14 protein-coding genes and 1 tRNA gene are annotated in these 25044 nt (G+C 63.1%); 10 read left to right on the plus strand and 5 right to left on the minus strand.

Translation table 11 applies throughout. From position 1 onward, the window contains the following. Window positions 1–51 precede the first annotated feature (51 nt). On the plus strand, window positions 52–2094 hold the full coding sequence (locus LCI23_RS02650; RefSeq protein ID WP_224943607.1) for an NADPH-dependent 2,4-dienoyl-CoA reductase: 2043 nt from the start codon (window positions 52–54) through the stop codon (window positions 2092–2094). Between the two features lie 88 nt (window positions 2095–2182). On the opposite strand, the gene LCI23_RS02655 is transcribed toward LCI23_RS02650, so the two are convergent. Together LCI23_RS02655 and LCI23_RS02660 are read right to left on the minus strand one after the other, a co-directional pair. Next, window positions 2183–3304 carry a beta-ketoacyl-ACP synthase III gene (locus tag LCI23_RS02655; protein ID WP_224943609.1) on the minus strand — a complete coding sequence of 374 codons (1122 nt, stop codon included), beginning with the start codon at window positions 3302–3304 and terminating at the stop codon, window positions 2183–2185. Window positions 3305–3418: 114 nt separating this feature from the next. After that, the gene (locus LCI23_RS02660) at window positions 3419–4852 is read right to left on the minus strand and encodes a S41 family peptidase (RefSeq protein ID WP_224943612.1); all 1434 of its coding nucleotides are present in this window, start codon (window positions 4850–4852) and stop codon (window positions 3419–3421) included. A gap of 532 nt (window positions 4853–5384) precedes the next feature. On the opposite strand from LCI23_RS02660, the gene LCI23_RS02665 reads away from it, so the two are divergent. Next, window positions 5385–7433, plus strand: a complete 2049-nt coding sequence (locus tag LCI23_RS02665; protein ID WP_374041137.1) for a M13 family metallopeptidase — start codon at window positions 5385–5387, stop codon at window positions 7431–7433. An 87-nt stretch (window positions 7434–7520) separates the two neighbouring features. Next, a complete protein-coding gene (locus tag LCI23_RS02670; protein WP_307727693.1) occupies window positions 7521–9581 on the plus strand; it encodes a M13-type metalloendopeptidase in 2061 nt (686 codons plus the stop codon). A gap of 82 nt (window positions 9582–9663) precedes the next feature. Here LCI23_RS02670 and LCI23_RS02675 read toward each other — a convergent pair whose 3' ends face one another. Next, the gene (locus LCI23_RS02675; RefSeq protein WP_224943615.1) at window positions 9664–10836 is read right to left on the minus strand and encodes a hypothetical protein; all 1173 of its coding nucleotides are present in this window, start codon (window positions 10834–10836) and stop codon (window positions 9664–9666) included. A gap of 253 nt (window positions 10837–11089) precedes the next feature. Here LCI23_RS02675 and LCI23_RS02680 point away from each other — a divergent pair, with 253 nt between their 5' ends. Next, on the plus strand, window positions 11090–12103 hold the full coding sequence (locus tag LCI23_RS02680) for a glycosyltransferase family 2 protein (RefSeq protein ID WP_224943618.1): 1014 nt from the start codon (window positions 11090–11092) through the stop codon (window positions 12101–12103). A gap of 26 nt (window positions 12104–12129) precedes the next feature. Then, window positions 12130–14181: an acyltransferase family protein gene (locus LCI23_RS02685; RefSeq protein ID WP_224943620.1), complete on the plus strand. Its 2052-nt coding sequence runs from the start codon at window positions 12130–12132 to the stop codon at window positions 14179–14181. Between the two features lie 134 nt (window positions 14182–14315). Here LCI23_RS02685 and LCI23_RS02690 read toward each other — a convergent pair whose 3' ends face one another. Both LCI23_RS02690 and LCI23_RS02695 read right to left on the minus strand, forming a co-directional pair. Beyond that, a complete protein-coding gene (locus LCI23_RS02690; RefSeq protein WP_224943623.1) occupies window positions 14316–16508 on the minus strand; it encodes a hypothetical protein in 2193 nt (730 codons plus the stop codon). A gap of 361 nt (window positions 16509–16869) precedes the next feature. Further along, the gene (locus tag LCI23_RS02695; RefSeq protein ID WP_224943624.1) at window positions 16870–17742 is read right to left on the minus strand and encodes a cytochrome c5 family protein; all 873 of its coding nucleotides are present in this window, start codon (window positions 17740–17742) and stop codon (window positions 16870–16872) included. Window positions 17743–17938: 196 nt separating this feature from the next. Here LCI23_RS02695 and LCI23_RS02700 point away from each other — a divergent pair. The 5 genes from LCI23_RS02700 to prsK all read left to right on the plus strand — a co-directional run bounded on the left by LCI23_RS02700 (window position 17939) and on the right by prsK (window position 25040). Continuing rightward, a tRNA-Arg gene (locus tag LCI23_RS02700) sits at window positions 17939–18014 on the plus strand. Window positions 18015–19005: 991 nt separating this feature from the next. Continuing rightward, window positions 19006–20295, plus strand: a complete 1290-nt coding sequence (locus LCI23_RS02705; RefSeq protein ID WP_224943634.1) for a nucleotide sugar dehydrogenase — start codon at window positions 19006–19008, stop codon at window positions 20293–20295. A 79-nt stretch (window positions 20296–20374) separates the two neighbouring features. Beyond that, complete coding sequence (locus LCI23_RS02710) at window positions 20375–21403, plus strand: SDR family oxidoreductase (RefSeq protein WP_224943636.1); 1029 nt, start codon at window positions 20375–20377, stop codon at window positions 21401–21403. A gap of 52 nt (window positions 21404–21455) precedes the next feature. Beyond that, the gene (locus LCI23_RS02715; protein WP_224943640.1) at window positions 21456–22859 is read left to right on the plus strand and encodes a TIGR03013 family XrtA/PEP-CTERM system glycosyltransferase; all 1404 of its coding nucleotides are present in this window, start codon (window positions 21456–21458) and stop codon (window positions 22857–22859) included. A gap of 69 nt (window positions 22860–22928) precedes the next feature. Continuing rightward, window positions 22929–25040, plus strand: a complete 2112-nt coding sequence (gene prsK, locus LCI23_RS02720) for an XrtA/PEP-CTERM system histidine kinase PrsK (protein WP_224943643.1) — start codon at window positions 22929–22931, stop codon at window positions 25038–25040. Window positions 25041–25044: the final 4 nt, after the last annotated feature.

Raw genomic sequence — 25044 nt, forward strand, 5'->3', positions numbered from 1 at the left:
GGCAGCGGTTTAGTAACATCCTTCCACGAAATCACGGTGTAATGCCGTGCTATGGACACTACCCCGCACCCACGCTATCCGCGGCTGCTCGCGCCGCTCGACCTCGGCTTTACCACGCTGAAGAACCGCGTGATCATGGGCTCGATGCACACCGGGCTCGAAGACCGCTTCTACCACTACGGCAAGCTGGCCGCGTTCTACCGCGAACGCGCGCGCGGCGGGGCCGGTTTGATCGTCACCGGCGGCATCTCGCCCAACCGGCAGGGCTGGCTGCTGCCCTTCGGCGGCACCCTGAACTTCATCGGCGACGTGCCCAACCACCGGCGCGTCACGCGCGCCGTGCACGAGGAGGGCGGCAAGATCGTGCTGCAGATCCTGCACGCGGGCCGCTATGGCTACCAGCCCTTCGTGGTGTCGGCTTCCAGCCTGAAGTCGCCGATCTCGAAGTTCAGGCCGAAGGCGCTCGATGCGGGCGGCATCGAAGCGACCATCGCCGCCTACGCGCGCTGCGCGAAGCTGGCGCGCATGGCCGGCTACGACGGCGTCGAGGTGATGGGCAGCGAAGGCTATTTGCTGAACCAGTTCCTGTGCGCGCGCACCAACCAGCGCAGCGACGAGTGGGGCGGTTCGATCGAGAACCGCATGCGGCTGGCGGTCGAGGTGGTGCGGCGCATCCGCGCCGAGGTCGGCCCCGACTTCATCCTGATGTACCGTCACTCGGTGCTCGACCTGGTCGAGGGCGGCAATACCTGGGACGAGGTGGTGGCGGTGGCCAGGGCCCTCGAAGCGGCCGGGGTGACGATCCTGAACACCGGCTACGGCTGGCACGAGGCGCGCGTTCCCACGATCGTGACCTCGGTGCCGCGCGCGGCCTTTGCCGAGGTGGCCGGGCGCCTGCGCAGCGAAGTGGGCATCCCCGTGGTGGCCTCGAACCGCATCAACATGCCGGATGATGCCGAAGCCCTGCTGGCGCAGGGCAGCGCCGACCTGGTGTCGATGGCGCGCCCCTTCCTGGCCGATCCGGACTGGGTGGCGAAAGCGGCCGCGGGACGGGCCGACGAGATCAACACCTGCATCGCCTGCAACCAGGCCTGCCTCGACCATACCTTTTCAAACAAGCGCGCCAGCTGCCTGGTCAACCCGCGCGCCTGCCACGAGACCGAACTGGTGTACCGCAGGACGGCGCGTCCGCGCCGGGTGGCGGTGGTCGGCGCCGGCCCGGCCGGCCTGTCGGCGGCCACCGTGGCGGCCGAGCGCGGCCACCAGGTGACGCTGTTCGACGCGCTCGACCGCATCGGCGGCCAGTTCAACGTCGCCATGCGCGTGCCCGGCAAGGAGGAATTCGCCGAGACCATCCGCTACTTTGGCCGCAAGCTGGCGCTCACGGGGGTCGAGGTGCGCCTGAACCGGCGCGTCACGCGCGAGGAACTGCTGGCCGAAGGCTATGACGAGGTGATCGTCGCCACCGGCATCAAGGTGCGCAAGCCGGCCATCGACGGCATCGACCATCCGAAGGTGCTGAGCTACCTCGACGTGCTGCGCGAGGGCAGGCCGGTGGGCCGGCGCGTGGCCATCATCGGCGCCGGCGGCATCGGCTTCGACATGGGCGAGTTCCTGGTGCACGACCCTGCCGTGCCGCTGCCGGTGCCGAAAGCGCACTGGATGGGCGAGTGGGGCGTCGATCCGGCCTCGAACGCGGCCGGCGGCCTGGCGCCGCCGGTGCCGCCGCATCCGGCGCGCGAGGTCTGGCTCCTGCAGCGCAAGAGCACGCGGCCGGGCGCGGGCCTGGGCAAGACGTCGGGCTGGGTGCACCGCGCGACCCTGGTGCGCAACGGCGTGCAGATGCTGGCCGGCGTGCAGTACGAGCGCATCGACGACGCCGGCCTGCATATCACCGTGGGGGGCGAGGCGCGCCTGCTGGCAGTGGACAATGTGGTGATCTGCGCCGGGCAGGAAAGCCTGGCGGAGCTGATGCCGGCGCAGCCGGGGCAGGGCGGGCCGCGCTTCCACAAGATCGGCGGCGCGGCGCTGGCGGCGGAGCTGGATGCGAAGCGGGCGATCCGCGAGGGAGCTGAATTAGCTGCGAAGTTGTAGGGTGGGCGGGTCTCCCGCCCACGCGGTGATAGTTAGCGGATGATATACCGCACGGGCTGTCTTGCCGTGGTTTGAACCCGTGGGGTGATTACTTTTTACGCACCACCACGGCGCCGATGGAATAGCCGGCGCCGAACGAGCAGATCACGCCGTTCGCACCGCTCGGCAGGTCGTCCTGGTACTTGTGGAAGGCGATGATCGAGCCGGCCGACGAGGTGTTGGCATAGGAATCGAGGATCACCGGCGCTTCGCCCGGCTCGGCGTCGCGGCCCAGCAGGGTGCGCATGATCAGGAGGTTCATGTTCAGGTTGGCCTGGTGCAGCCAGTAGCGCGCCACGTCCTTGATCTCCAGGCCGGCGTTCCTGACGCTCTCGGCGATCATCTCGGCCGCCATCGGGCACACTTCCTTGAACACCTTGCGGCCCTGCTGGCGGAACAGCTTGTCCGGCGCGCCGATGCCCGCTTCGTCGAAGCGGTTCATGAAGCCGAAGTTGTTGCGGATGTTGTTCGAGAATTTCGTCTTGAGCTTGCTGTCCAGGATTTCCCACTGGTGCGCGCTGGTGGCCGTCTCGGCCGCTTCCACGATCACCGCGGTGCAGGCGTCGCCGAAGATGAAATGGCTGTCGCGGTCGCGGAAGTTCAGGTGGCCGCTGGTGATTTCCGGGTTCAGCATCAGGACGGCGCGCGCGCGGCCGCTCTGCACCGCGTCCATCGCGGTCTGGATGCCGAAGGTGGCCGAGGAGCAGGCCACGTTCATGTCGAAGCCGAAGCCCTCGATGCCCAGCGCTTCCTGCACCTCGACCGCCATGGCCGGGTAGGGGCGCTGCATGTTGGAACAGGCCACCAGCACCATGTCGATATCGGAGGCCTGCTTGTTGGCACGCGCCAGCGCTTCGCGCGCGGCGGCCACGCACATCTCGGCCTGCAGCGAGACCTGGTCGTCGCCGCGCTCGGGAATGCGGGCCGTCATGCGGGTCGGGTCGAGGATGCCTTCCTTCTCCATCACGTAGCGCGACTTGATGCCGGAGGCTTTTTCGATGAAGGCACTGCTGGAATGCTCCAGCGCGGTGGTTTCGCCGGCGGCGATCGCGGCCGCGTGTTCCTGGTTATGCAGGTCGACGTAGGCATTGTAGGCCGTCACCAGCTCATCGTTGGAGATGGAGTGGGTCGGCGTAAACAGGCCGGTGCCGCTGATCACGACAGGTTTCATGTTGGGACTTTCAATGGAAATGAGGGGCGTTTCCCCGGAGATACGGCGATTCTACACGCTCCCGCCGGAGCTGGGAATTGTCGGAATCGGCACTGCCGCTTCATCCAGGCGGCATCAGCGCGCGTGCTGCGCCAGGGTCGCTTCCGCCACGCCCTTGCCGGAGCGGCGCGACAGCTGCACCGGCTGACCCTTGAGGTGGCGCAGCGCCTGGGCCAGCTGGAAGTCGTCGGCGCTGCCGTAGTCGACCGGCTTGCCCGCGCGCGCTTCGGCCCACAGGCGCATCTGTTCCTCGATGTCTTCCTGGCGCGTGGCCGCTTCCTTGTCGCGGTCGTTCGACAGGTGGCGTTCGAGGTCGGCCTCGCGCATGCGCAGCGCATTCAGGCCGTCGCCATGCGCCGTCTCGTCGACCGGGAAGTCGGGCACGATGCCGCGCGCCTGGATCGAACGGCCGGCCGGGGTGTAGTAGCGCGCCGTGGTCAGCTTGACGGCGGCGTCGCGGCCGATCGGGCGGATGGTCTGCACCGAGCCCTTGCCGAAGGTCTGGCTGCCGAGGATGGTGGCGCGCTTGTAGTCCTGCAGCGCGCCGGCCACGATTTCCGAAGCCGAGGCCGAGCCGGTGTTCACCAGCACCACCATCGGCATGTGCTTGAAAGCCGCCGGCAGCGTGGCCAGCGGATCGGCACCGCTGCGCAGCATGTAGAACTCGGGACGGCCGTAGAAACGCTGGCGTGAATCGGGCAGCTGGCCGTTGGTCGAGACGATCTCGGCGTCCTTCGGCAGGAAGGCGGCGGCGACGCCGATCGCGCCCGGCAGCAGGCCGCCCGGATCGTTGCGCAGGTCGAGGACCAGGCCCTTCATGTCCGGATTGTCGCGGTACAGGGCGCGCAGCCTGGCCACCATGTCGTCCACGGTCGGTTCCTGGAACTGGGCGATGCGCAGCCAGGCGTAGCCCGGCTCCACCATCTTCGCCTTGACGCTTTTCTGGACGATCTCGCCGCGTGCGATGGTAAAGCGCAGGGGCATCGGGCTGCCCTTGCGCGCGATGGTAAGGGTGACCTTGCTGCCCGGTTCGCCGCGCATGCGCTTGATCGCCTCGTCGATCGGCAGGCCCTGCACCGGCTGGCCATCGATTTGCGTGATCAGGTCGCCTTCCTTGATGCCGGCTTCCCAGGCAGGCGAATCCTCGATCGGGGCGACGATTTCCACGTAGCCGTCCTCGCTCTCGGAAATCTCGATGCCCAGGCCGACGAAGCGGCCTTCGGTGCCCTCGCGCAGCTCACGGTAGGCGCGCGGGTCGAGGTAGGCCGAGTGCGGGTCGAGCGAGGCGACCATGCCGGAAATCGCTTCCGACAGCAGCGCCCTGTCTTCGACCGGCTCGACATAGGTGGACTTGATGACACCGTACACATCGGCCAGCTGGCGCAGTTCCGCCAGCGGCATGCCGGCGTCGACCGGCTTGTGGGCCAGTGCGGAGAACTGCATGGTGAGCGCTACCCCGGCGATGGCGCCGAGGCCGACGAGACAGGAATTCTTGAAAGTGGAGCCCATTGGGTGACCAGAGGTAAACACTGCAGATGTCAACGCTGCCGATGTAAGCGCTTGCTATCAGCTGCTGCCCATGAGATAGCGCAAGTCCAGTATAAACCTGAATGCGGGGCGCTGCTCCGCAGCGGAACAAAGGCGGCGGCAAAAACGCGCGATCCAGATTGCGCAGTCTGGCCTGGTAAGCAATTGTAAGAGTCCAAGCGGACGCAAAGGGGCAGTTTTATAGTCGTTTCCAGTTTTTCTCTCTCCACTCTTGAAGTGGTCTTTGCCCGCGGCCCCCTCCGCGGGCTTTTTTATGGTCCGGCCCCGGACCGGCGCTGTGTGGTGGCGTACCAACACATGCATATGCGATACGGCCCCTTTGCATGTATCGAAAAGTAAAAAAGCTTCCGGCGAGGTTGCCGCCTCGGGCGCAGCCGCTAGAATGCCCTGAGCCTTTGCCGTCGGGGACGGCTGGCGGATGCCTATTCGAGACCGGTCATGAGCCGGCCGCTTTTTCCCAACTCAGCAATCCAAGTAGACGAGGACCATTTCCGTGAAGCGTATCCTTTTGAGCACCCTGACGCTGTCCCTGGCAGCAGCCTTTGCCAATGCGGCGGACAAGGCGCCGGCCAAGCCGGGCACCCCGATCTCGGGCGTCGACACGCAGTACATCGATACCAGCGTGCGTCCACAGGACGACTTCTTCACTTACCTGAACGGCAAGTGGCTGAAAGAGACCGAGATCCCGGGCGACAAGGCCAGCTGGGGTACCTTCATGAAGCTGCGCGACGACGTCACGCCGCAGATCAAGGCCATCATCGAGGCGGCCCAGGCCGACAAGTCGGCGAAAGCCGGCAGCGAGACCCGGAAGATCGGCGATCTGTACGCCAGCTACATGGATGAAGCGCGCCGCGAAGCGCTGGGCACCAAGCCGCTGAACGGCGAGCTGCAGAAGATCCGCACCCTGAAGGACAAGAAGGGCCTGCCGGCGCTGGTGGGCCACCTGTCGAAGATCGGCGTGTCGACCCCGTACGGCATCTATGTCAGCCAGGACATGCGCAAGTCGAGCGAGCACGTCGTGTACATCTCGCAAAGCGGCCTCGGTATGCCGGACCGCGACTACTACCTGAAGCAGGACGACGCCAAGCTGGCCGAAGTGCGCGCCAAGTACCTGACCCACGTCGAGAAGACGCTGGCGCTGGCCGGCGAGAAGAATGCCGCGGCCCAGGCCAAGGCCATCGTCGATTTCGAAACCGAGCTGGCCAAGGTGCAGTGGACCCGCGTCGAGAACCGCGACCCGGTCAAGCGCTACAACAAGATGAGCGTGGCCGAGCTGGGCAAGCTGGCGCCTGGCTATGACTGGCAGGCTGCGCTGGGCGCGGCCGGCATCGGCAACAAGGTCGATACCATCATCGTCAACCAGCCGAGCTACTTCCAGGGCCTGAACGAGGTGCTGGCCAAGACCGAGCTGTCGACCCTGAAGTCCTACTTCGAATGGCAGCTGCTGCGCGAATACTCGCCGCTGCTCTCCAAGGCCTTCGTGGACCAGAGCTTCTCGTTCTACGGCACCGCGCTTTCCGGCGTGTCGGAACAGGCCCCGCTGTGGAAGCGCGGCGTGGGCGCGGTCGAAAGCGCGATGGGTGAAGCGGTCGGCAAGCTGTACGTGAAGGATCACTTCCCGGCCGAGCGCAAGGCGCGCATGGAAGAGCTGGTAAAGAACCTGATCGTTGCTTACGGCCAGTCGATCGACAAGCTGGAATGGATGAGCCCGGATACCAAGAAGGAAGCCCGCGCCAAGCTGGCCAAGTTCACCCCGAAGATTGGCTATCCGGACAAGTGGCGCGATTACTCGAAGCTCTCCATCAAGCGTGACGACCTGGTCGGCAACGCGATGCGCACCGCGACCTTCCGCTACAACTACCAGCTGAACAAGCTGGGCAAGCCGGTCGACCGCACCGAATGGGGCATGACGCCGCAGACCGTGAACGCCTACTACCGCAGCACGACCAACGAGATCGTGTTCCCGGCCGCGATCCTGCAGCCGCCGTTCTTCGACATGCGCGCCGACGACGCCGTGAACTACGGCGCGATTGGCGCCGTGATCGGCCACGAGATCGGCCACGGCTTCGACGACAAGGGCAGCCAGTCGGACGGCGACGGCAACCTGCGCGACTGGTGGACCGACGCCGACCGCGCCGCGTTCAAGAGCCGTACCGACAAGCTGGTCAAGCAGTTCAACGGCTTCTCGCCGCTGCCCGGCTATAACGTCAACGGCGAACTGACCCTGGGCGAGAACATCGGCGACAACGCCGGCCTGTCGATCGCGTACAAGGCCTATAAACTGTCGCTGCACGGCCAGCCGGCCCCGGTGATCGACGGCCTGACCGGCGACCAGCGCTTCTTCATGGGCTTCGGCCAGGTGTGGCGTTCGAAGATGCGCGAAGCGCAGCAGATCAACCAGGTCAAGACCGACCCGCACTCGCCGGGCCAGTTCCGCGCCAACGGCACCGTGATGAACATGCCGGAATTCTACGAAGCCTTCGGCGTGAAACCGGGCGACAAGATGTACCTGGCACCGCAGGACCGCGTCCTGATCTGGTAATCGGGCCTTGACGGACGGGCCGGCGGCGCAAGCTTCCGGCCCGTTGTCCATTACGACAGGCACAAGACAATAACAAGGAGAGACAGAATGAAACGACATCTGCTGAGCGCCGCTGCGCTGGTGCTGGTGGCTTCGATGGCCCAGGCCGAATCGGCGAAGAGCACCGCCAAGGGCGCGGCCAGGGCGCCGCTGGCGACCGGCATCGCCCTCGAATACGTCGAGCCGGGCGTACGCCCGCAGGACGACTTCTTCCAACACCTGAATGGCAAGTGGCTCAAGAGCGTCGAGATCCCGGCCGACAAGTCGAGCTGGGGCGCCTTCCACAAGCTGCACGACGACACCCAGCCGCAGCTGCGCGCCATCATCGAGAAATCCGCCGCCACCAAGGGCGCGCGCGCCGGCTCGGAAGAGCAGCTGATCGGTGACTTCTTCGCCAGCTACATGGACGAGGCGCGCCTGGAAAAGCTGGGCATCGCTCCGCTCAAGGGTGAGCTGGCGCGCATCGCCGCCATCCAGGACAAGGCCGAACTGCCGGCCACCTTCGCGCGCCTGAACCGCCTGGGCGTGACCACGCCCTTCGGCTTCTACATCCACCAGGACGCCAAGGATTCGACCCGGTACGTGGCCGACCTGTACCAGGGCGGCCTGGGCATGCCGGACCGCGACTACTACCTGAAACTGGACGACGCCAAGATGGCCGATGTCCGCGCCAAGTACCAGCAGCATGTCGAGAAGATGCTGGCCCTGTCGGGCGACGCCAACGCGGCGGCCAGCGCGAAGGCGGTGGTCGACCTGGAGACCGAACTGGCCAAGGTGCAGTGGACCAAGGTCGAGAACCGCGACCCGGTCAAGACCTACAACAAGGTCGAGCTCAGCAAGCTGGCCGAGCTGGCGCCGGGCTATGCCTGGGACGCCTGGCTGAAGGAAGCGGGCATCGCCGGCAAGACCGGCTATGTCATCGTCAGCCAGCCGAGCTACCTGAAGGGCATGGCCGAGATCGTGAACCGCGTGCCGCTCGCGACCTGGAAGGTCTACCTGCAGCTGCATGCCGTGAACGGCTACGCCAACTACCTGTCGAAGCCCTTCGTCGACCAGCGCTTCGCCTTCCACGGCACCACGCTGTCGGGCGCGCCGAAGCTGGAACCGCGCTGGAAGCGCGGCGTGTCGACCGTCGAGGGTTCGCTGGGCGACGCGGTGGGCAAGCTGTACGTGAAGGAACACTTCCCGGCCGAGCGCAAGGCGCGCATGGAAGTGCTGGTGAAGAACCTGCTCGAAGCGTATCGCTCGTCCATCGACACCCTGGACTGGATGAGTCCGGCCACCAAGACGGAAGCCAAGGCCAAGCTGGCCAAGTTCACCCCGAAGATCGGCTACCCGAACAAGTGGAAGGATTATTCCAGCCTCGTCGTCAAGCGCGACGACCTGCTCGGCAACGTGATGCGTTCGCGTGAAGTGGAGTACAACCGCGAGCTGAACAAGCTGGGCAAGCCGATCGACCGCGACGAATGGGGCATGACGCCGCAGACCGTCAACGCCTACTACAACCCGGAACTGAACGAGATCGTGTTCCCGGCCGCGATCCTGCAGCCGCCGTTCTTCGATGCGAAGGCCGACGATGCGGTGAACTACGGCGGCATCGGCGCCGTGATCGGCCACGAGATCAGCCACGGCTTCGACGACCAGGGTTCGCAGTATGACGGTGACGGCAATATGCGCAACTGGTGGACCGAGGAAGACGGCAAGAAGTTTGCCGAGAAAACCAAGGTCCTGGTCAAGCAGTACGCCAGCTACAGCCCACTGCCTGGCTACAACGTGAACGGCGAGCTGACCCTGGGCGAGAACATCGGCGACAACTCGGGCCTGGCGATCGCCTACAAGGCCTATAAGCTGTCGCTGAACGGTAAGCCGGCGCCGGTCATCAAGGGCCTCACCGGCGACCAGCGTTTCTACATGGGCTGGGGCCAGGTGTGGCGCGCGAAGATGCGCGAACCGGCGCAGATCAACCAGGTCAAGACCGACCCGCACTCGCCGGCCCAGTTCCGCGCCAACGGCACCCTGAAGAACCAGCCGGGCTTCTATGAAGCCTTCGGCGTGAAGGAAGGCGACAAGATGTACCTGGCGCCGCAGGACCGCGTGATCATCTGGTAAGCGCGTCGCGCCGGATGTGAAAAAAGGGCCACCCGCATGGGTGGCCCTTTTGCTTCCAGGCGCCGGGTGAGGGCGCCGCAGCTTACAGTGCCGATTCGTAGGCGCCGATATCCAGCGCACCGACCACCGGACGCACGGCGCTCGACGCGCTGTGCTTGTACACGGCGGTCGGCTTGAGCGACACGCCCGTAGCCGATATGCCCGGCGTCGAGCCGGCGTTGATCACGAGCGGGTTCGCGGTCGGGCGCAGGTCGAACGCGGCGCGGTTCACGAAGCCCGGCGCCAGGGCGCGGTAGTTGGTCTTCTGGATCGCGCCGCTCTGGTTGGTCAGGGTGCCGGTGCCCGCGAACAGGTTGTTTTGCAGGAAGATTTTCTTGGTCACGCCGGAACCGACCAGTACGCCATTGCCGCGCGTGCTGTCGTCGTTCAGGAAGGTATTGTTGACCAGGTACAGCTCGTGTCCTGGATTGCTCGCACCTTCTTCACCATAGGCCACCATGTTCGGATTGCTGTGGGCGGACGGCTGGTGGATGACGTTGCCGATGATGTAGGACGTGCCGGCATTCGGCAGGTCGATCTCGTAGCTCGGCTTGCCCGTCCTGGTGGTGCCGGTCTGGCCGGCCGGCGTGCTCGAGAAGCGGTTGTACGCGATCATGTTGATGCGGGCGCGCGACTTCAGGTTGTGGCCGACGTTGGCATCGTGCGAGAAGTTGTAGCGGAAAGTCAGGCGGCCCACATTGCCGATGTACACGTTGTGGGTCTGACCGGTGCCGCCGCCGTTGTAGCCGAATTCGCTCTTCTCGATCAGGATATTGCTGGCGGTCTTTACGCCACTCAGGATGCCGTTCTGGTTGTCGTGGATGAAGGCCGAGCGCAGGGTGAAATTGGTACCTTCCAGGCGCAGGGCGGCGCCGTTCGCGTCCGGTACTTTCGCTCCCAGCATTTCGACATTCTCGATGACGATGTCGTTGCCAACCACAACCCAGGTACCTTTACCTTGGGCATTCTTGCCTGCGGCATCGATGCGGGGACGGCCGTTGACGCCGCGGATGGTCAGGTTGCTTGGGTAGATGGCGCAGACATCGCCGCTATAGGTGGTATTGCCTGTGATTTCAATCACGTCGCCCGTCTTGGCGGCGGCAAAGGCACGGCAGGGCGTCGTATAGGTCTTGCCCGGGCCAACGCTGAGGGTAGCGGCCGAAGCGGCGCCGGAGGCGAGCAGCAGGGCCAGGAGGCTGGAATAACGCAGGTACATGAACTTGTCTCTCTATAAATGTGTCGCGAAATTTTTGCGGCGAAACATTTATCAGCATAAAGACTGCCGCCAGGAAAAGAAGTAAGCGTTTGTAACAGACTGTCTTTCTCCTATGAAGCATCAGAAAGCGAAGAGTTGTCGAGGCACGACACGATTGAGAAACGACACGAATCGTAATTTTTCTATGCGATAATAAAAATGTAACAATTGCCAAATCTGCTAGTCGAGAACAGCAGACCAATGTGGGGAATCCATGAATACACATCGTCCAAGGCTTGATGTCACTGTTGTCATGCCATCGTTCAACCGGTCCGCGCTGATCACGCGCGCGCTGGAGAGCGTGCGCAAGCAAACCGCCATGCCACATGAAATCCTGGTCGTGGACGATGCGTCCACCGACGACACGGTGGCGCAGGTGGAGGCATGGCGCGAGCGCACCGGTTTTCCGGTCCGGATCGAGAAGCTGGCGAAGAACGGCGGTGTGGCAGCAGCGCGCAACCGTGCGATGGAACTGGCCACGACGCGCTACATCTCCTTCCTCGACTCGGACGATGAGCACTTGCCCGATACCCTGGCCCTGCTGGTCGGTGCGCTTGAAGCCACGCCCGGGGCGGTGGTCGCGTTCGGCGACGCGACCAAGGTGACGCCTGAAAAGACGATTCCTAACGCCATGTTCGGTGCGAAGATCGATATCCTGACGATCGCCGACCCGGTGCCGGGCGGGGACAGCGGCCGCTTCCGCCTGCGCAATCCCAAGGAAACCTTCCTGAAAGCGAGCCTGATCGCTACCTGCTCCGCATGCTTCGTTCGCGCCGAGGCACTCGCGGTTGGTGGCATGCCGGTCGGCTACCGGATGGGATCCGATTGGCTGTTCTGGCTGCGACTGGCGCAGCGTGGCGATTTCATCTTCGTGCAGGAAGACGTGTCGGTGGTGCACCGGCATCCGGAGAACCTGACCAAGCCGGGGTCCGCCGCCGATACCTCGATGGCCAAGCTGGCCGGCTACCACGCGATCCTGGACGGCAGGCTGGGAATTACCGTCGATCCGCCGCAAAAAAGGAAAGTCGAACAATTCATCGAGAAGCGCATCGCCCTGTTGCGTTACCAGTCTTCGGTACTCGGTTTGACGTCCTACCTGGATTACATGGGGAGGATTCCGGGACAGGCGAAGCAGAACGTCGTCAGGCGCATCCTTGCCGATCCAAAAAGCACCCTACGTTCGATTGTCTCGGTGTTCAGGGGCAGGCAGGGGCCTGTTGCCGACTAATCCAGCATTTATTCAGGAAATTTCGCATGGCGCCCGTACCACCTGTACAGCGGAAAACAGCATTGCGTGACGATATCCAGGGCGTGCGCGCGCTTGGCGCGCTGCTGGTGTTTGTCTTCCACGTCTACCTGAATGGTGTGTCGGGCGGCGTTGACGTCTTCTTCGTCGTCTCCGCATATTTCATGGCGCGCAACGCCCTGAAGAGCAAGAGTGTCGGCGGCCAGGTCGATATCCTTGCGTTCTACAAGGGCTTCCTGTTGCGGGTGGCGCCGCAGGCGGCGATTGCGCTCATCGGCATTGCCGCCCTGGTCTACTGGTTCAGCTCCCCCATGAGCTGGGCGATGAATTTCCGCAGCATTGGCGTGAGTGCCCTGTATCTGGAAAACTGGTGGCTGATCTCGCGCGGCCAGGACTACCTGGCGCGCAGCGAATCGCTCAGCCTGACGCAGCATTTCTGGGCAATGTCGCTGATTGGACAGTCTTACCTGGTTTGGCCGCTGCTCGTGTCCGCAACCAATGCGGTATCGCGCAGGCTGGCGGCGAACCCGCTGACGATGCTGACCCGGCTGCTGGTTGCCTTGTCCGTGTTGTCATTCTGCTGGTCGGTCTATGCGACCAGCGCGACGCCGGCCCGGGCCTACTTCGACTTCTTCACCCGCTTCTGGGAATTCGGTGCCGGCGCCTTGCTTGGCTTGCTTGGCGCCCAGGACAGGAAGGCCGGCACGAGAAGCGCGGCCCTGTTTTCCTGGATCGGTGCCGGGCTGCTGCTCAGTTGTGGCTTCCTGATCGGATCGCGCCTGAACTTCCCCGGTTTCGCCGCGCTGTGGCCGGTCAGCGCAGCCATGCTGATCATTCAATACGGTCAGCCATCCGGACGCTTCAATGCCGGACGGGTCTTGTCCCACCCCCTGCTTGTCAGGCTGGGAGGGTATTCGTATGGCATCTATCTGTGGCATTGGCCCTTGTATGCCCTGTATGAAGATACCGCCTACCGTTCGCAGGGAAACCATCTGGTGGCGGGACTCATCATTCTCCTTGCCTCGATCGGCCTTGCGGTCATGAGCAAGAAACTGGCCGATGCCTTGCTGCGCCTACTCCACTTCCCGGAACGGAAGAATATGCCGGCTTTAGGCGTGCTCGGATTATTGATGCTGGTTGGGGTATCGACCGACATGGCGCGCAGGAATATTTCTGAAAATGGCGTGATGTGGGACCAACATCGGCTCGGGGAGGCAGGATTCGTCGCGCCTGGCCCGTTCAGGATCCGGAGCGACAATGCGGTGGTTTACAAATCCAAATGCCACCAGGACATCGTGTCTCCCAAGGTCAACAAGTGCGAATTCGGCGAGCGCGATGGCAGGACGATTGTGCTGATCGGTGGCTCGCATTCCGCGCAATGGCTGCCCGCCCTGACTCAGCATGCGGGTGCCGAAAACTGGAAGATCATCTCGATCACGAAATCCGGCTGCCTGTTCGCCGATCCTGCCGACCAGGCGCTATTTGGCGACTTGGACCGATCCTGCGCCCAGTGGAATGCCGATGCGATGCGACAGGTCATCGAACTCAAACCAGACCTGGTGCTGTCGATCGCCACGCGCTGGCGCGATGAAGGCGGCCGCCGGATCGAATACATTCCTGCTGGATACCAAGGCAGGTTCCGCCAGTTGAGCGCGGCGGGAATTCCCGTCGTAGCCATCAGGGACAATCCCTGGATGCAGAAGGATCCGCCCCGCTGCGTGTACTCGCCGATCGTGTTCGACAAGACACGTTGCGGTGACGAACGGGACAGGGTGCTGGACGATGCCGGCTTCCAGCGCGCGCTGCTCGGCATCCCACCGAAGGTCAGGATCGTCGACATGACCGACTATTTTTGTGACAGTAAATACTGCTGGGCCGTCAAGGACGGCATCGCGGTGTACCGTGATCCTCACCACATCACGGCGACGTATGCGCAAAAAATTTCGCCGGTACTGCGCGACCACATCAATGCCGCCTGGCCGGAAAGGCAGGCTGGTAACCCCACCCGAGGCAGCCTGGGGCTGCGCCATGCCACTGCTTCCGCGGGACAAGCCAGGTAAGCCGGGCGCGCATTTGCACTATAAAAAAAAGAAACGCCCGATGGATTGCATCGGGCGTTGGTGAGGCCGGGCCGGCCTGCAGCTGCTTACGGAAACTCAGCCAGGTCCGGCTGCGCCGGCCTGGAGGCGCTGGCTCAGCGCGGAATGATCGCGAATTGCGGCGCCTTGCTGTAATCCGGCTTCACCGACCGTGCCGCGAAGATTTCCCACGCCTTCTGGCCGATAGCACCGCCACTGCGGGCGCCATATGCCAGGGCAGGCTGCATGTTGGACGGATAGCCGGTCGCATTGCTGGCATAGCCAAGCATCTCACCAGGCTTCAGGCCAAGCGCAGTCAGCATCCCGGCACTGCCACACGCCATCGAGCCATACACTGGATCGCTTTCGCGATAGGCTTCGGCGATCGTCGAGTAGATCGGGCTGCTGGTACTTGCACGAACCTTGAACGAGTACATCGTTGCGCCAATCCAGCACGCGCCTTCACCTGCCATGCGTTCCACCACGAACTTCGTCTTCCACTTCAGCAGGGCATCCGCTTTGGTGAAGCCGAGATCCAGGGTATAGCCGAGGGCTGCGGTAAAGAAGTCATCCTGCCACGGGCTGGTGGCGAGTTTGCTGCTGTACACGAGCGCCGAACCACTGGTGAGCACGCCCAGTGGGTTGCTCGTCGCCGGGTTCAGGAAGGTATTCGAATACCAGTCCAGGTTGTTCGACATGATCTGGTTGTAGTGTCCCTTCAACCTGTCATTGTCTGGTGTGATATACGCGGCTTGCGCCAGGGTGCGCAGGTTCCAGGCTTGCGCACGCACCTGGTCGCGGTAGACCAGGCCTTTCGCATAACCCCGGTAACCCGGATTGGGAGACAGCAGGTTGAACGAGGTCCAGAACTGCAGTTCTTCCAGATAATAATAGTCACCGGTTACCAGGTAGGGCACGTAGGCAAGCGAAGGCTGGTGTGCGGCATCGTGCTTGTTGGGATTCGTGCACAGGGTCGAGGCCGCGCAGGCAGGGAAGGCTTCACGCTGGCCGGTCGCCGGGTTGCGGGTGTCGGTGGCATTGCCCAGCAGCGTCATGTACGGGTAATCGATGATGCTGATCGGGCGGTCCGTTTTCTTGTCGCGGTAGTGCGAAGACCAACTGCCAGCCAGGGTGCCGGTACCCAGCGTTACTTCCTTGGCGCGCTTGTCCATGCTGAGCAGATAGCGCGTCGCCCAGCCCGGAAGAAGCCCGATATCGTCGCGTCCGCCGGTCTGCGGCATGTAGCTTGCGGCTTCACCAATGCCCATCGGTTCGGTTTTCGCACCCACCCAGCCGGTTTTCGCTTTCGCGAGGCTGGTTTCGGCAACGGCGATGGTCTGGTCGTAATTCGGAACCGCTTTGGTCTGGATCAGGTAAGCCGTATTGTGCTTGACGTTGACTTCTGGTTCCACGCCGCCCCACCAGAACAGCTTGCGCCACCGTGCATGGTGATAATGGGTCATGCCCGGTTTCGTATAGACCGGCACGCCGCCGACAGTCACCTTGGCATCGTAGGTCAGGTTTTGCGGCGCCGCTTCATAGGCCCAGTTGTTCTCGACGGTCACGTCGACACGGGCTTTCTTGATGCTGTCGTACCAGCGGATCGCGAAGCGCGCCGTCAGGTGCGGGTGGGCCACACCGCTGGAGGTGACCAGCGGAGCGCTCACATGCCATTCATTGGCCACGGCGCCGGACAGCCAGGTCATGCGCGCGCCCTGGCGCAGCAGGCTGTCCGCCGACGCCGTGTACTGGACGCCGTTGATGCTTGCCTGGACCGAGGTGGTGAAACCATTGTTCAGGGCATTGGCCGGGGTGACGGCCGAACCGGCTGCTGCGGCGTTCGACTTGATCAGCGACATGGTGCGCACATAGGCATTGCCCAGGCTCGGTACCACGGCCGAGATGACGGCATGGCGCACGGAACCATCAGGGTGGGTCGCCTTGACGTCGACCTGCAGCGGCACTTGGGTGCCGTCGTCCAGGCGGCCCGTCAGGCCATTGCTCGGCAGCAAGGCACCGACGGCGAACACCTGACCGAAAGTCACCGGGACATTGGTTTGCGATGTCAGGCTATTGGTGCTTTCCAGGCGGATGTCGGTAATCGCATCGGAGGCAATGACATTGGTCGTCTCACGGCTGATCAGGCCGCGGCTGACGAGGGAGGACGAGGAGCCCATGGCGCCCTGCTGGGTCATCACGGTGGGGGCTGGCTCGGTCTGTACCGGAGCAGCCAGCTCCGAGCTCGACACCGGCGGCGGCGGCAGGACAGGCGGAACCGGCGCTACCGCGCTGCTCGACGCCAGGTTCATATCGGATTCATTCCCGCCGCCACATGCAGCCAAGCTTGCGCAAACGAGGGTAGACAGCACGCGAAGTGCGAAAGTAGTGCGAGTAAGGGAAGTCATGAGGAATCTCTTTGGAGTTGCCGTGAACCAATTTTTTGTCCACTTCAGTCGTTAAATCATACTCCACGGAAAATAATTCCACACGGAAAAATCTACTTCCTGTGACATTGTTCGGCGAGATACCACACAATATTGTTCGGTATTTCACGGGTATTGTTATTCGTAAAACAGATTGATTGTTGCTTTGACTAAATAAATGTTGCCACTCTTAAAAGTTAAAAAAAAGCCCGGCACATCGGCCGGGCTGGAATCCAATGCGTAATAATTACTTGGCAGCGGCCACCATGAAATCGACAGCGGCCTTGACATCGGCGTCCGGCACACTGGCGCCGCCCTTTGGTGGCATGACGCCGGCCTTGCCCTGGAAGCCCTTGATCGCATGTTCATAGAGGATGGCGTTGCCCTGGGCGATACGCGGGGTCCAGGCCGCCTTGTCACCCAGTTTCGGTGCGCCGGCAACTCCTGCACCATGGCAGGCCACGCAAGCCGCGTTATAGACGTTCTGGCCCGACGCCTGGGACACAGCGGGCGCCGCGGCCGGGGCTGGCTGGGCCGGCGCTGCGATGGCAGGGACGGGTGCGGCTGGCGTGGCAGTGTCTGCCGTTGAAGCGGCCGGCGCCGCGGCCGGGGCCGGCGCGGCAGGTTCCTTGAAGCTGGCACCGCTCTTGTTGGTCATGAAGACGACGGCGCGCGCGACTTCCAGGTCGTCCAGGTCAGGGTTGCCGCCCTTGGCGGGCATTGCACGGATGCCCTCGACGGCATGCTTGTACAGGGTGTCATAGCCCTGGCCGAGGCGGGCGCTCCATGCGCCAGTGTCGCCTGTCTTGGGAGCACCTGCGGCGCCGGTGTCGTGGCAGGCGGCGCACACGGCAGCGTAAACAGCATTGCCCGCCTGTAGCACTTTCGGCGCGTTGGCGTCGACCAGGGTAAAGCCTTGCTCGGCGAGCGGCTGGATGCGTTCCGCGACGGCTTCCGCCTCCTGGGACTTGGTGCCTGCGCCGGTGAGCCTGTCGCTGGTGGCGAACACGACCAGCAGGATGATACCGATGACGATGACGAGGAAAAAGCCCGCGACGGCGACAATCAGTTGCTTAGGCGTGCGGATGATCGAATCGTGTTCGTGGTGTGCGTCGCTCATGATTTCCTTAATACTATTAAAAAAACCTGCTTACCTTCCGGCGCCTGCACACTCGCGTGCATTTCTGGAAACGCCGCCAAACGGCCGATTATAGACGGAAAGTAATTCGCTGTGGAACGCAAATTGTCGGGATACTATCCATGGACGCCAGCGAAGAAATTCTGTATCCTTCGGGTCACTTCAGTTCTTCCCCTATGCGGCTGTAGCTCAGTGGATAGAGTATTGGCCTCCGAAGCCAAGGGTCGTGGGTTCGATCCCCGCCAGCCGCGCCACTTTCCAATCCTGCAGAACCTGCCTGCCTCCTGGGCGGACGCCTTCCCGAATCTGGAACATAACTGCTTCGGTGCGCAGTAAATACATGCTATATTCGCATGCATCCTGATGCGATCATTCGCATGTACCCATCGGCATTCGAACCAGCAAGCTAACTGTAGCTGGGTTCACCATCACCAGCCTGGTGACAGCGCTGCGTGACATGCTGTACGCCGGCGAGCCTAACGAGCGCTACGCTTGCTGAGTTCGCGCGCTCTCCAGCGGCCATGGAGGCGTTCCTGTACGAATTTGCCTCCACCAAAGCGGACATTCCTGGCAGTCCGCTTCGCGACTGATTGTTCAGCCGACATCCTCGGCAAACCATGAAGAGGGAGACGACATGCCAGCAGCCAATGATCTCTGTCAGTAATCCAAACAAGATAGCCCGCACAGGGTGCCTCTCCGCAGGCATTCGCCCAAGCTCATGCGAACGTGTTGACTGAAGTCCGCTGCTTTTTTCCGCGCCCCGCGATGGCGCACTTGATCCAGGCGGATCCATGCAATGCACGACGTGCGACCAAGGTGAAGAGTAGGAACAGGCTGGGCTATGCCAGGTGGATAGCAAGCTTCCTGTCTTGGCATTGCCACAAAAGAAACGATCTTGCCAATAAAGTAACTAGTTCTGGTGCGCACGTTACGATTCGCAAATAACTTGATTTTTAGAAAATGTTAAAATCATATTTGCAAACATGCACTGAGTAAGCGCTATGCAACGTGTAAAAGGTACGAACATACTTTAAAGAAAGTGTGCGACAGCAAATTGCACTTTCCTGTATGTAACCATTCCACAATGCAACTACACCTATTGGAGCTTGCAATATCTACAAGAAACTGGCCACACTGTCGTTGTGATTCTACAAAATGCATGGCAGTGTTGAACGTGTCCTTGTTTCCATGTTATATTGAAAGTTATCATAATAGCAAAACTTTATTCGAGAACGGAATTCGATAATGAAAGCAGATGAAGTCGTCGCGGTAGTGGGACTGGGATATGTTGGCTTGCCACTGGCAGTGGAATTCGGCAAGAAGTCAAAAACCATCGGCTTCGACCTGTCGGAAGCCAAGATCGAGAACTACCGGAAATTCATCGACCCTACCGGTGAGGTGTCGACCGAACAATTGCAGGCTGCACGCCACCTGAGCGTCAGCACCGACCCCTCGGTCCTGGGCGAGGCAGACTACATCGTGGTAGCGGTCCCAACCCCGGTCGACAACGCCCACAACCCCGACTTCACCCCGCTGGCCGGCGCCAGCAAGACCGTCGGCACCCACATGAAGCGTGGCGCCATCGTCATCTTCGAATCGACCGTGTATCCAGGCGCTACCGAGGAAGTCTGCATCCCGCTGCTGGAAAAGCATTCGGGCATGAAGTGGAAGGAAGATTTCCACGTCGGCTTCTCGCCGGAGCGCATCAACCCGGGCGACAAGGAACATACCCTGACCACCATCCTGAAAGTGGTCTCGGGTGACGACGAAGCCACCCTCGAGCGCGTCGCCGCGCTGTACGAGTCGGTGGTCACCGCCGGCGTGCACCGTGCCTCCAGCATCAAGGTCGCCGAGGCAGCCAAGGTCATCGAGAATACCCAGCGCGACCTGAACATCGCCCTGATGAACGAACTGGCCATCATCTTCGACAAGATCGGCATCGATACCCTCGAAGTGCTGAAGGCGGCGGGCACCAAGTGGAACTTCCTGCCCTTCCGTCCCGGCCTGGTGGGCGGCCACTGCATCGGCGTCGATCCCTACTACCTGACCCACAAGGCCGAGATGATCGGCTACCACCCGCAGGTGATCCTGGCCGGCCGCCGCATCAACGACGGCATGGCCAAGTTCGTGGCGGAGAAAACCGTCAAGTCGATGATCTCGTCGGGCTTCCACGTCAAGGGCTCGAAGGTCAACGTGATCGGCCTGACCTTCAAGGAAAACTGCCCCGACCTGCGCAATTCGAAGGTCGCCGACATCGTGCACGAGCTGGAAAGCTACGGCGTCGAAGTGCACGTGTTCGACCCGCAGGCCGATGCCGGGGAAGCCCAGCACGAGTACGGCATCAAGCTGGAAAGCTGGGACAGCCTGCCGCAGGCCGATGCGCTGGTGGTGGCGGTGCCGCACAAGGAAGTGCTGGCCCTGTCGCTGACCGATTTCCAGTCCAAGCTCAACCCGAGCGGCTGCTTCATCGACGTCAAGTCGCAGTTCGATCCGAACGCCCTGCAGGAAGCCGGCTACTGCGTCTGGCGCCTCTGATCGCGAGGCCAATGACCGCCGCGCGGCCGCGCGGCGGACGCTGCCGGTTCCGCCGGCGTGACCGTGAAAGTGTCTGAGAGTGAACAAGTACCAAGAAATCCAGCAACACCTTCTGCAGCATCGCTATCACTGGCTGGTGACGGGTGCGGCCGGCTTCATCGGTTCGAACCTGGTCGAGACCCTGCTTCAGCTGGGCCAGCAGGTCACGGGCCTCGACAACTTCGCCACCGGCCACCGCCACAACCTCGAGCAGGTGAAAGAATCTGTCAAAAAAGAGGCGTGGGAGAAATTTAATTTCATCGAAGCGGATATCCGCGACGCCGCCGCCTGCCAGGCTGCCTGCCAGGGTGTCGATTTCGTCCTGCACGAGGCGGCGCTCGGTTCGGTCTCGCGCTCGATCAACGATCCGCTGACGACCAATGCCACCAATATCGGCGGTTTCCTGAACATGCTGGTGGCGGCGCGCGACGCGGGCGTACGCCGCTTCGTCTATGCGGCATCGAGCTCGACCTACGGCGACCATCCGGACCTGCCAAAGATCGAGGAACGCATCGGCAATCCGTTGTCACCTTACGCGGTGACGAAGTACGTCAACGAGCTGTATGCCAACGTGTTCGGCCGGACCTACGGCCTTGAATCGATCGGCCTGCGCTATTTCAACGTGTTCGGACGGCGCCAGGATCCGAACGGCGCCTATGCCGCCGTGATCCCGCAATGGATCGCCGCGCTGATCCGCAACCAGCCGCTGCGCATCAATGGGGACGGCGAGACCAGCCGCGACTTCTGCTACATCGACAACGTGGTCCAGGCCAACCTGCTGGCGGCGCTGGCCGGCAAGGAAGCGGCCAATGCGGTCTACAACGTGGCGCTGGGCGAGCGCACCTCGCTCAACCAGCTGTACCGGATGATGACGACGGCGCTGCAGGAGCGCTTCCCGCATGTCGCGCAGCACCAGCCGGAATACGCCGATTTCCGGCGCGGCGACGTGCGCCACTCGCAGGCGGATATTTCAAAGGCCAGCGCGGCGCTGGGCTACCAGCCCACGCACCGCATCGGCGACGGCTTGAAGGAGGCGATGGACTGGTACGTCCGCAGCCTGTCGCACTAGGAACAGGGCACCATGCATATCCAGAAAAGAAACAAGAATTTCGGAGGCTACCGTGTTTAGGATCTCAAACCACTATGTGTCGAAGATCGTCTTCCTGCTGCTGTTCGTCGAAGTTCTGGTGCTGCTGGGCGCAGCCTATGTCGGCGCGGCGGTGCGCATGCTCGAATTCGAGGACGCCGCGCGCACGGCCCACCTCGAGCACTTCTTCACCTCGGCGGTTGCGTTCACGGTAGCCATCATCTTCAGCATGAGCGCGATGGGCATGTACCAGCTCGACTTCGACGAAGGATTGCGCCATCCCTTCTTCATGAAGCTGATGCCGTCCTTCCTGATGGGCTTCGTGATCCTGGCGCTGGTGTTCTACATGGCGCCGGAACTGTCGTTCGGGCGCGGCACCATGGCGCTGGTGTTCATGCTGGCCGGGATCGGCATCTTTTTGGCGCGCATGGCCATTTTCAAGTCGTCGGAAGCGCGCTTCCTGAAGTCGCGCATCATGTTCCTGGGCGGTGGCCCGCTGGCCAAGGAATGCAGCGAACTGGCCATGAAGACCTCGAACTGCAACCGCTACGACATCGCCGGCTTCATCCCCAGCCCGAGCGAAGAAATGTGCGTACCGGAGGGCAAACTGCTGAAGGTGCGCGACGGCGATTCGCTGATCTCGCTGGTGCGCCAATATAACGTGTCGGAAATCGTGGTGTCGGTGCAGAACCGCCGCAGCGGCTTCCCGATCAAGGAACTCCTGGACTGCAAGCTGCGTGGCATCAAGGTCACCGACGCCGCCACCTTCTTCGAGCGCGAGACCTGCCAGATCCGCGTCGACTCGCTGCAGCCTTCCTGGCTGGTGTTCGGCGGAGGCTTCGACCAGAGCTTCGTGCGTACCTTCATGAAGCGCACCTTCGACCTGGTGTGCAGCTTCCTGATCCTGCTCGCTGCCTTCCCGCTGATGCTGCTGGCCGCGCTGGCCGTGTGGCTGGAAGACCGCGGGCCGATCTTCTATTCGCAGGAACGGGTCGGCAAGGACGGCAAGACCTTCTTCGTCCACAAGTTCCGCAGCATGCGCGCCGACGCCGAAAAGGCCGGCCAGCCGCAGTGGGCCGCGCAGAACGACCCGCGCGTCACCCGGGTCGGCAACTTCATGCGCAAGACCCGCATCGACGAGCTGCCCCAGATCGTCAACGTGTTCAAGGGCGAGATGTCGTTCGTCGGCCCGCGTCCGGAGCGCCCGTATTTCGTCGAGCAGCTGATCGAAGTCGTCCCGTACTACAACGTGCGCCACAGCGTCAAGCCGGGCATCACCGGCTGGGCCCAGGTGCGCTACGGCTATGGCTCCTCGGCCGAGGACGCGCTGCAGAAGCTGCAGTACGACCTGTACTACGTGAAGAACAACAGCCTGTTCCTGGATGTGCTCATCCTGATCAACACGCTCAAGGTCGTGCTGTTTCGCAGCGGGCGCTGAGCCGGTAGTCCGGCCCGTGCGTATCCGTCCCGACCCCGAGCCCGCACCCGCGCCGCTGACCTCGACCACATGGATGTTTCCCTGACCAGCATCGCGGCCTACAGCTATGCGCTGGTGGCCGCCTGTTTCCTCGTGCTCGGCGCGCCACTGGCGGTGCGCCAGCGGCGCCGCCACGACGTCGCGCTCGGCCTGGCCTGCCTGTCCAGCGTCCTGTGGGGCGTGGCGCTGGCCTGGGAAGCCGCCTATGGCAATGTATGGTCGCCCCTGGCCGATGGCGCCGAGCTGCTGCGCAACGCCGCCTGGTCGGTGTTCCTGCTGGTCCTGCACGGCCATTTCACCGATCCCGCCAGCCGCATGCCGCTGCGCCTGCAGCCGGCGCTGGTGCTGGGTGGACTGGTCTACCTGGTCTGCCTGGCTGCGGTGTTCGGCGGCCACTGGAGCCTGGTCCAGGAAGGCCGGCCCGGCGCGCTGCCGATCGCGCTGCGGGTGGCGATGGCGGTATCCGGCATGCTGCTGGTGGAACTGGTGTACCGCAACCGCACCCTGCACGAGCGCTGGGCCGTGAAGTTCGCCTGCATCGGCATCGGCGCCATGTTCGCCTACGACTTCTACCTGTACAGCCACACCCTGCTGTTCCGCAGCGTGGATGCCGAGATCTGGGCCGCGCGCGGCCTGGTCAACGCGCTGACGGTGCCCCTGATCGCGATCTCGCTCGGCCGCAGCAAGCTGTGGTCCTCGCCGCTGGCGGTATCGCGCCGCGCGATGTTCCACTCGGCCACCCTGTTCGGCTCGGCCCTGTACCTGCTGGCGATGGGCTCGGCCGGCTACTACCTGCGCTACTTCGGCGGCAGCTGGGGCACGGTGATGCAGGTGACCTTCCTGTTCGCCGCCGTCATCCTGCTGGCGGGGGTGCTGTTCTCGGGCAGCTTCCGGGCGCGCCTGAAGGTCTTCATCAGCAAGCACTTCTACCGCTATAACTACGACTACCGCGAAGAGTGGATGCGTTTTACGCGTACCCTGTCCAAGCCGGGCCCGGACCTGGGCGAGCGCGCCATCGAGGCGGTTGCCGCCCTGGTCGAGAGCCCGGGCGGGGCCCTGTGGCAGCGCGCCGAAGGCGGCGCCCGTTTCGAGCCGGTGGCGAGCTGGCAGGGGCCGGCGCTGGCCGCTTCCGAGCCTGCCGATTCCGCCTTCTGCCAGTTCCTCGAGACCAGCCAGTGGGTGGTCGACCTGCACGAATACGCCGACCATCCGGAAAAATACGAGACCCTGGTGCTGCCGGCCTGGCTGGCCGGCTACCCGCGCGCCTGGCTGATCGTGCCCCTGATCCTGCACGGGCGCCTGTTCGGCTTCGTGCTGCTGCAGAACCCGCGCAGCCCGGTCAAGTTGAACTGGGAAGTGATCGACGTGCTCGAGATCGCGGGCAGCCAGGCCGCCAGCCAGCTGGCGCAGCAGGACGCCGCCAATGCGCTGATGGTGGCGCGCCAGTTCGAATCCTTCAACCGCATGTCGACCTTCGTGGTGCACGACCTGAAGAACCTGGTGCTGCAGCTGTCGCTGATGAACGCCAACGCGGCCAAGCACAAGGACAACCCCGAGTTCCAGGCCGACATGCTGGAGACGGTCGACTACTCGGTGCAGAAGATGAAGATCATGCTGCAAAAGCTCAGCCGCACCGACAACGCGGAACAGCCGCTGGCGCTCGCCCTGGACCAGGTGGTGACGCAGGCGGTGGCCCTGAAGGCGGCCTTCGAGCCGCGCCCGCAGCTGCTGGTCGAGGATCCCGCGCTGCGCGTGCTGGCCGACCGCGAGCGCCTTGAACGCGTGGTCGGGCATTTGATCCAGAACGCGATCGAGGCCACGCCGCGCACCGGCAAGGTGGCGATCCGCCTGCTGCGCAAGGGCCACAGCGCCGTCGTCGAGATCGCCGACACTGGCGAGGGCATGAGCGAGGAATTCATCCGCGAGCGCCTGTTCAAGCCCTTCGATTCGACCAAGTCGGCGGGCATGGGCATTGGCGTGTTCGAAAGCCGTGAATACATCCATGAACTGGGCGGCAGCCTGGAGGTGAGCAGCACGCCTGGCGCGGGCACCACCTTCCGGGTCCTGCTGCCGCTACACCAACAGGAAACGCCGGCGGACGGGGGCATGCAGCGTGCCCCACGTGCGCAGGGCGCCGCCTGACGCG

Source organism: Massilia sp. MS-15 (assembly GCF_020176695.1).
In the GTDB taxonomy this organism is placed as follows: Bacteria; Pseudomonadota; Gammaproteobacteria; order Burkholderiales; family Burkholderiaceae_D; genus Telluria; species Telluria hydrophila.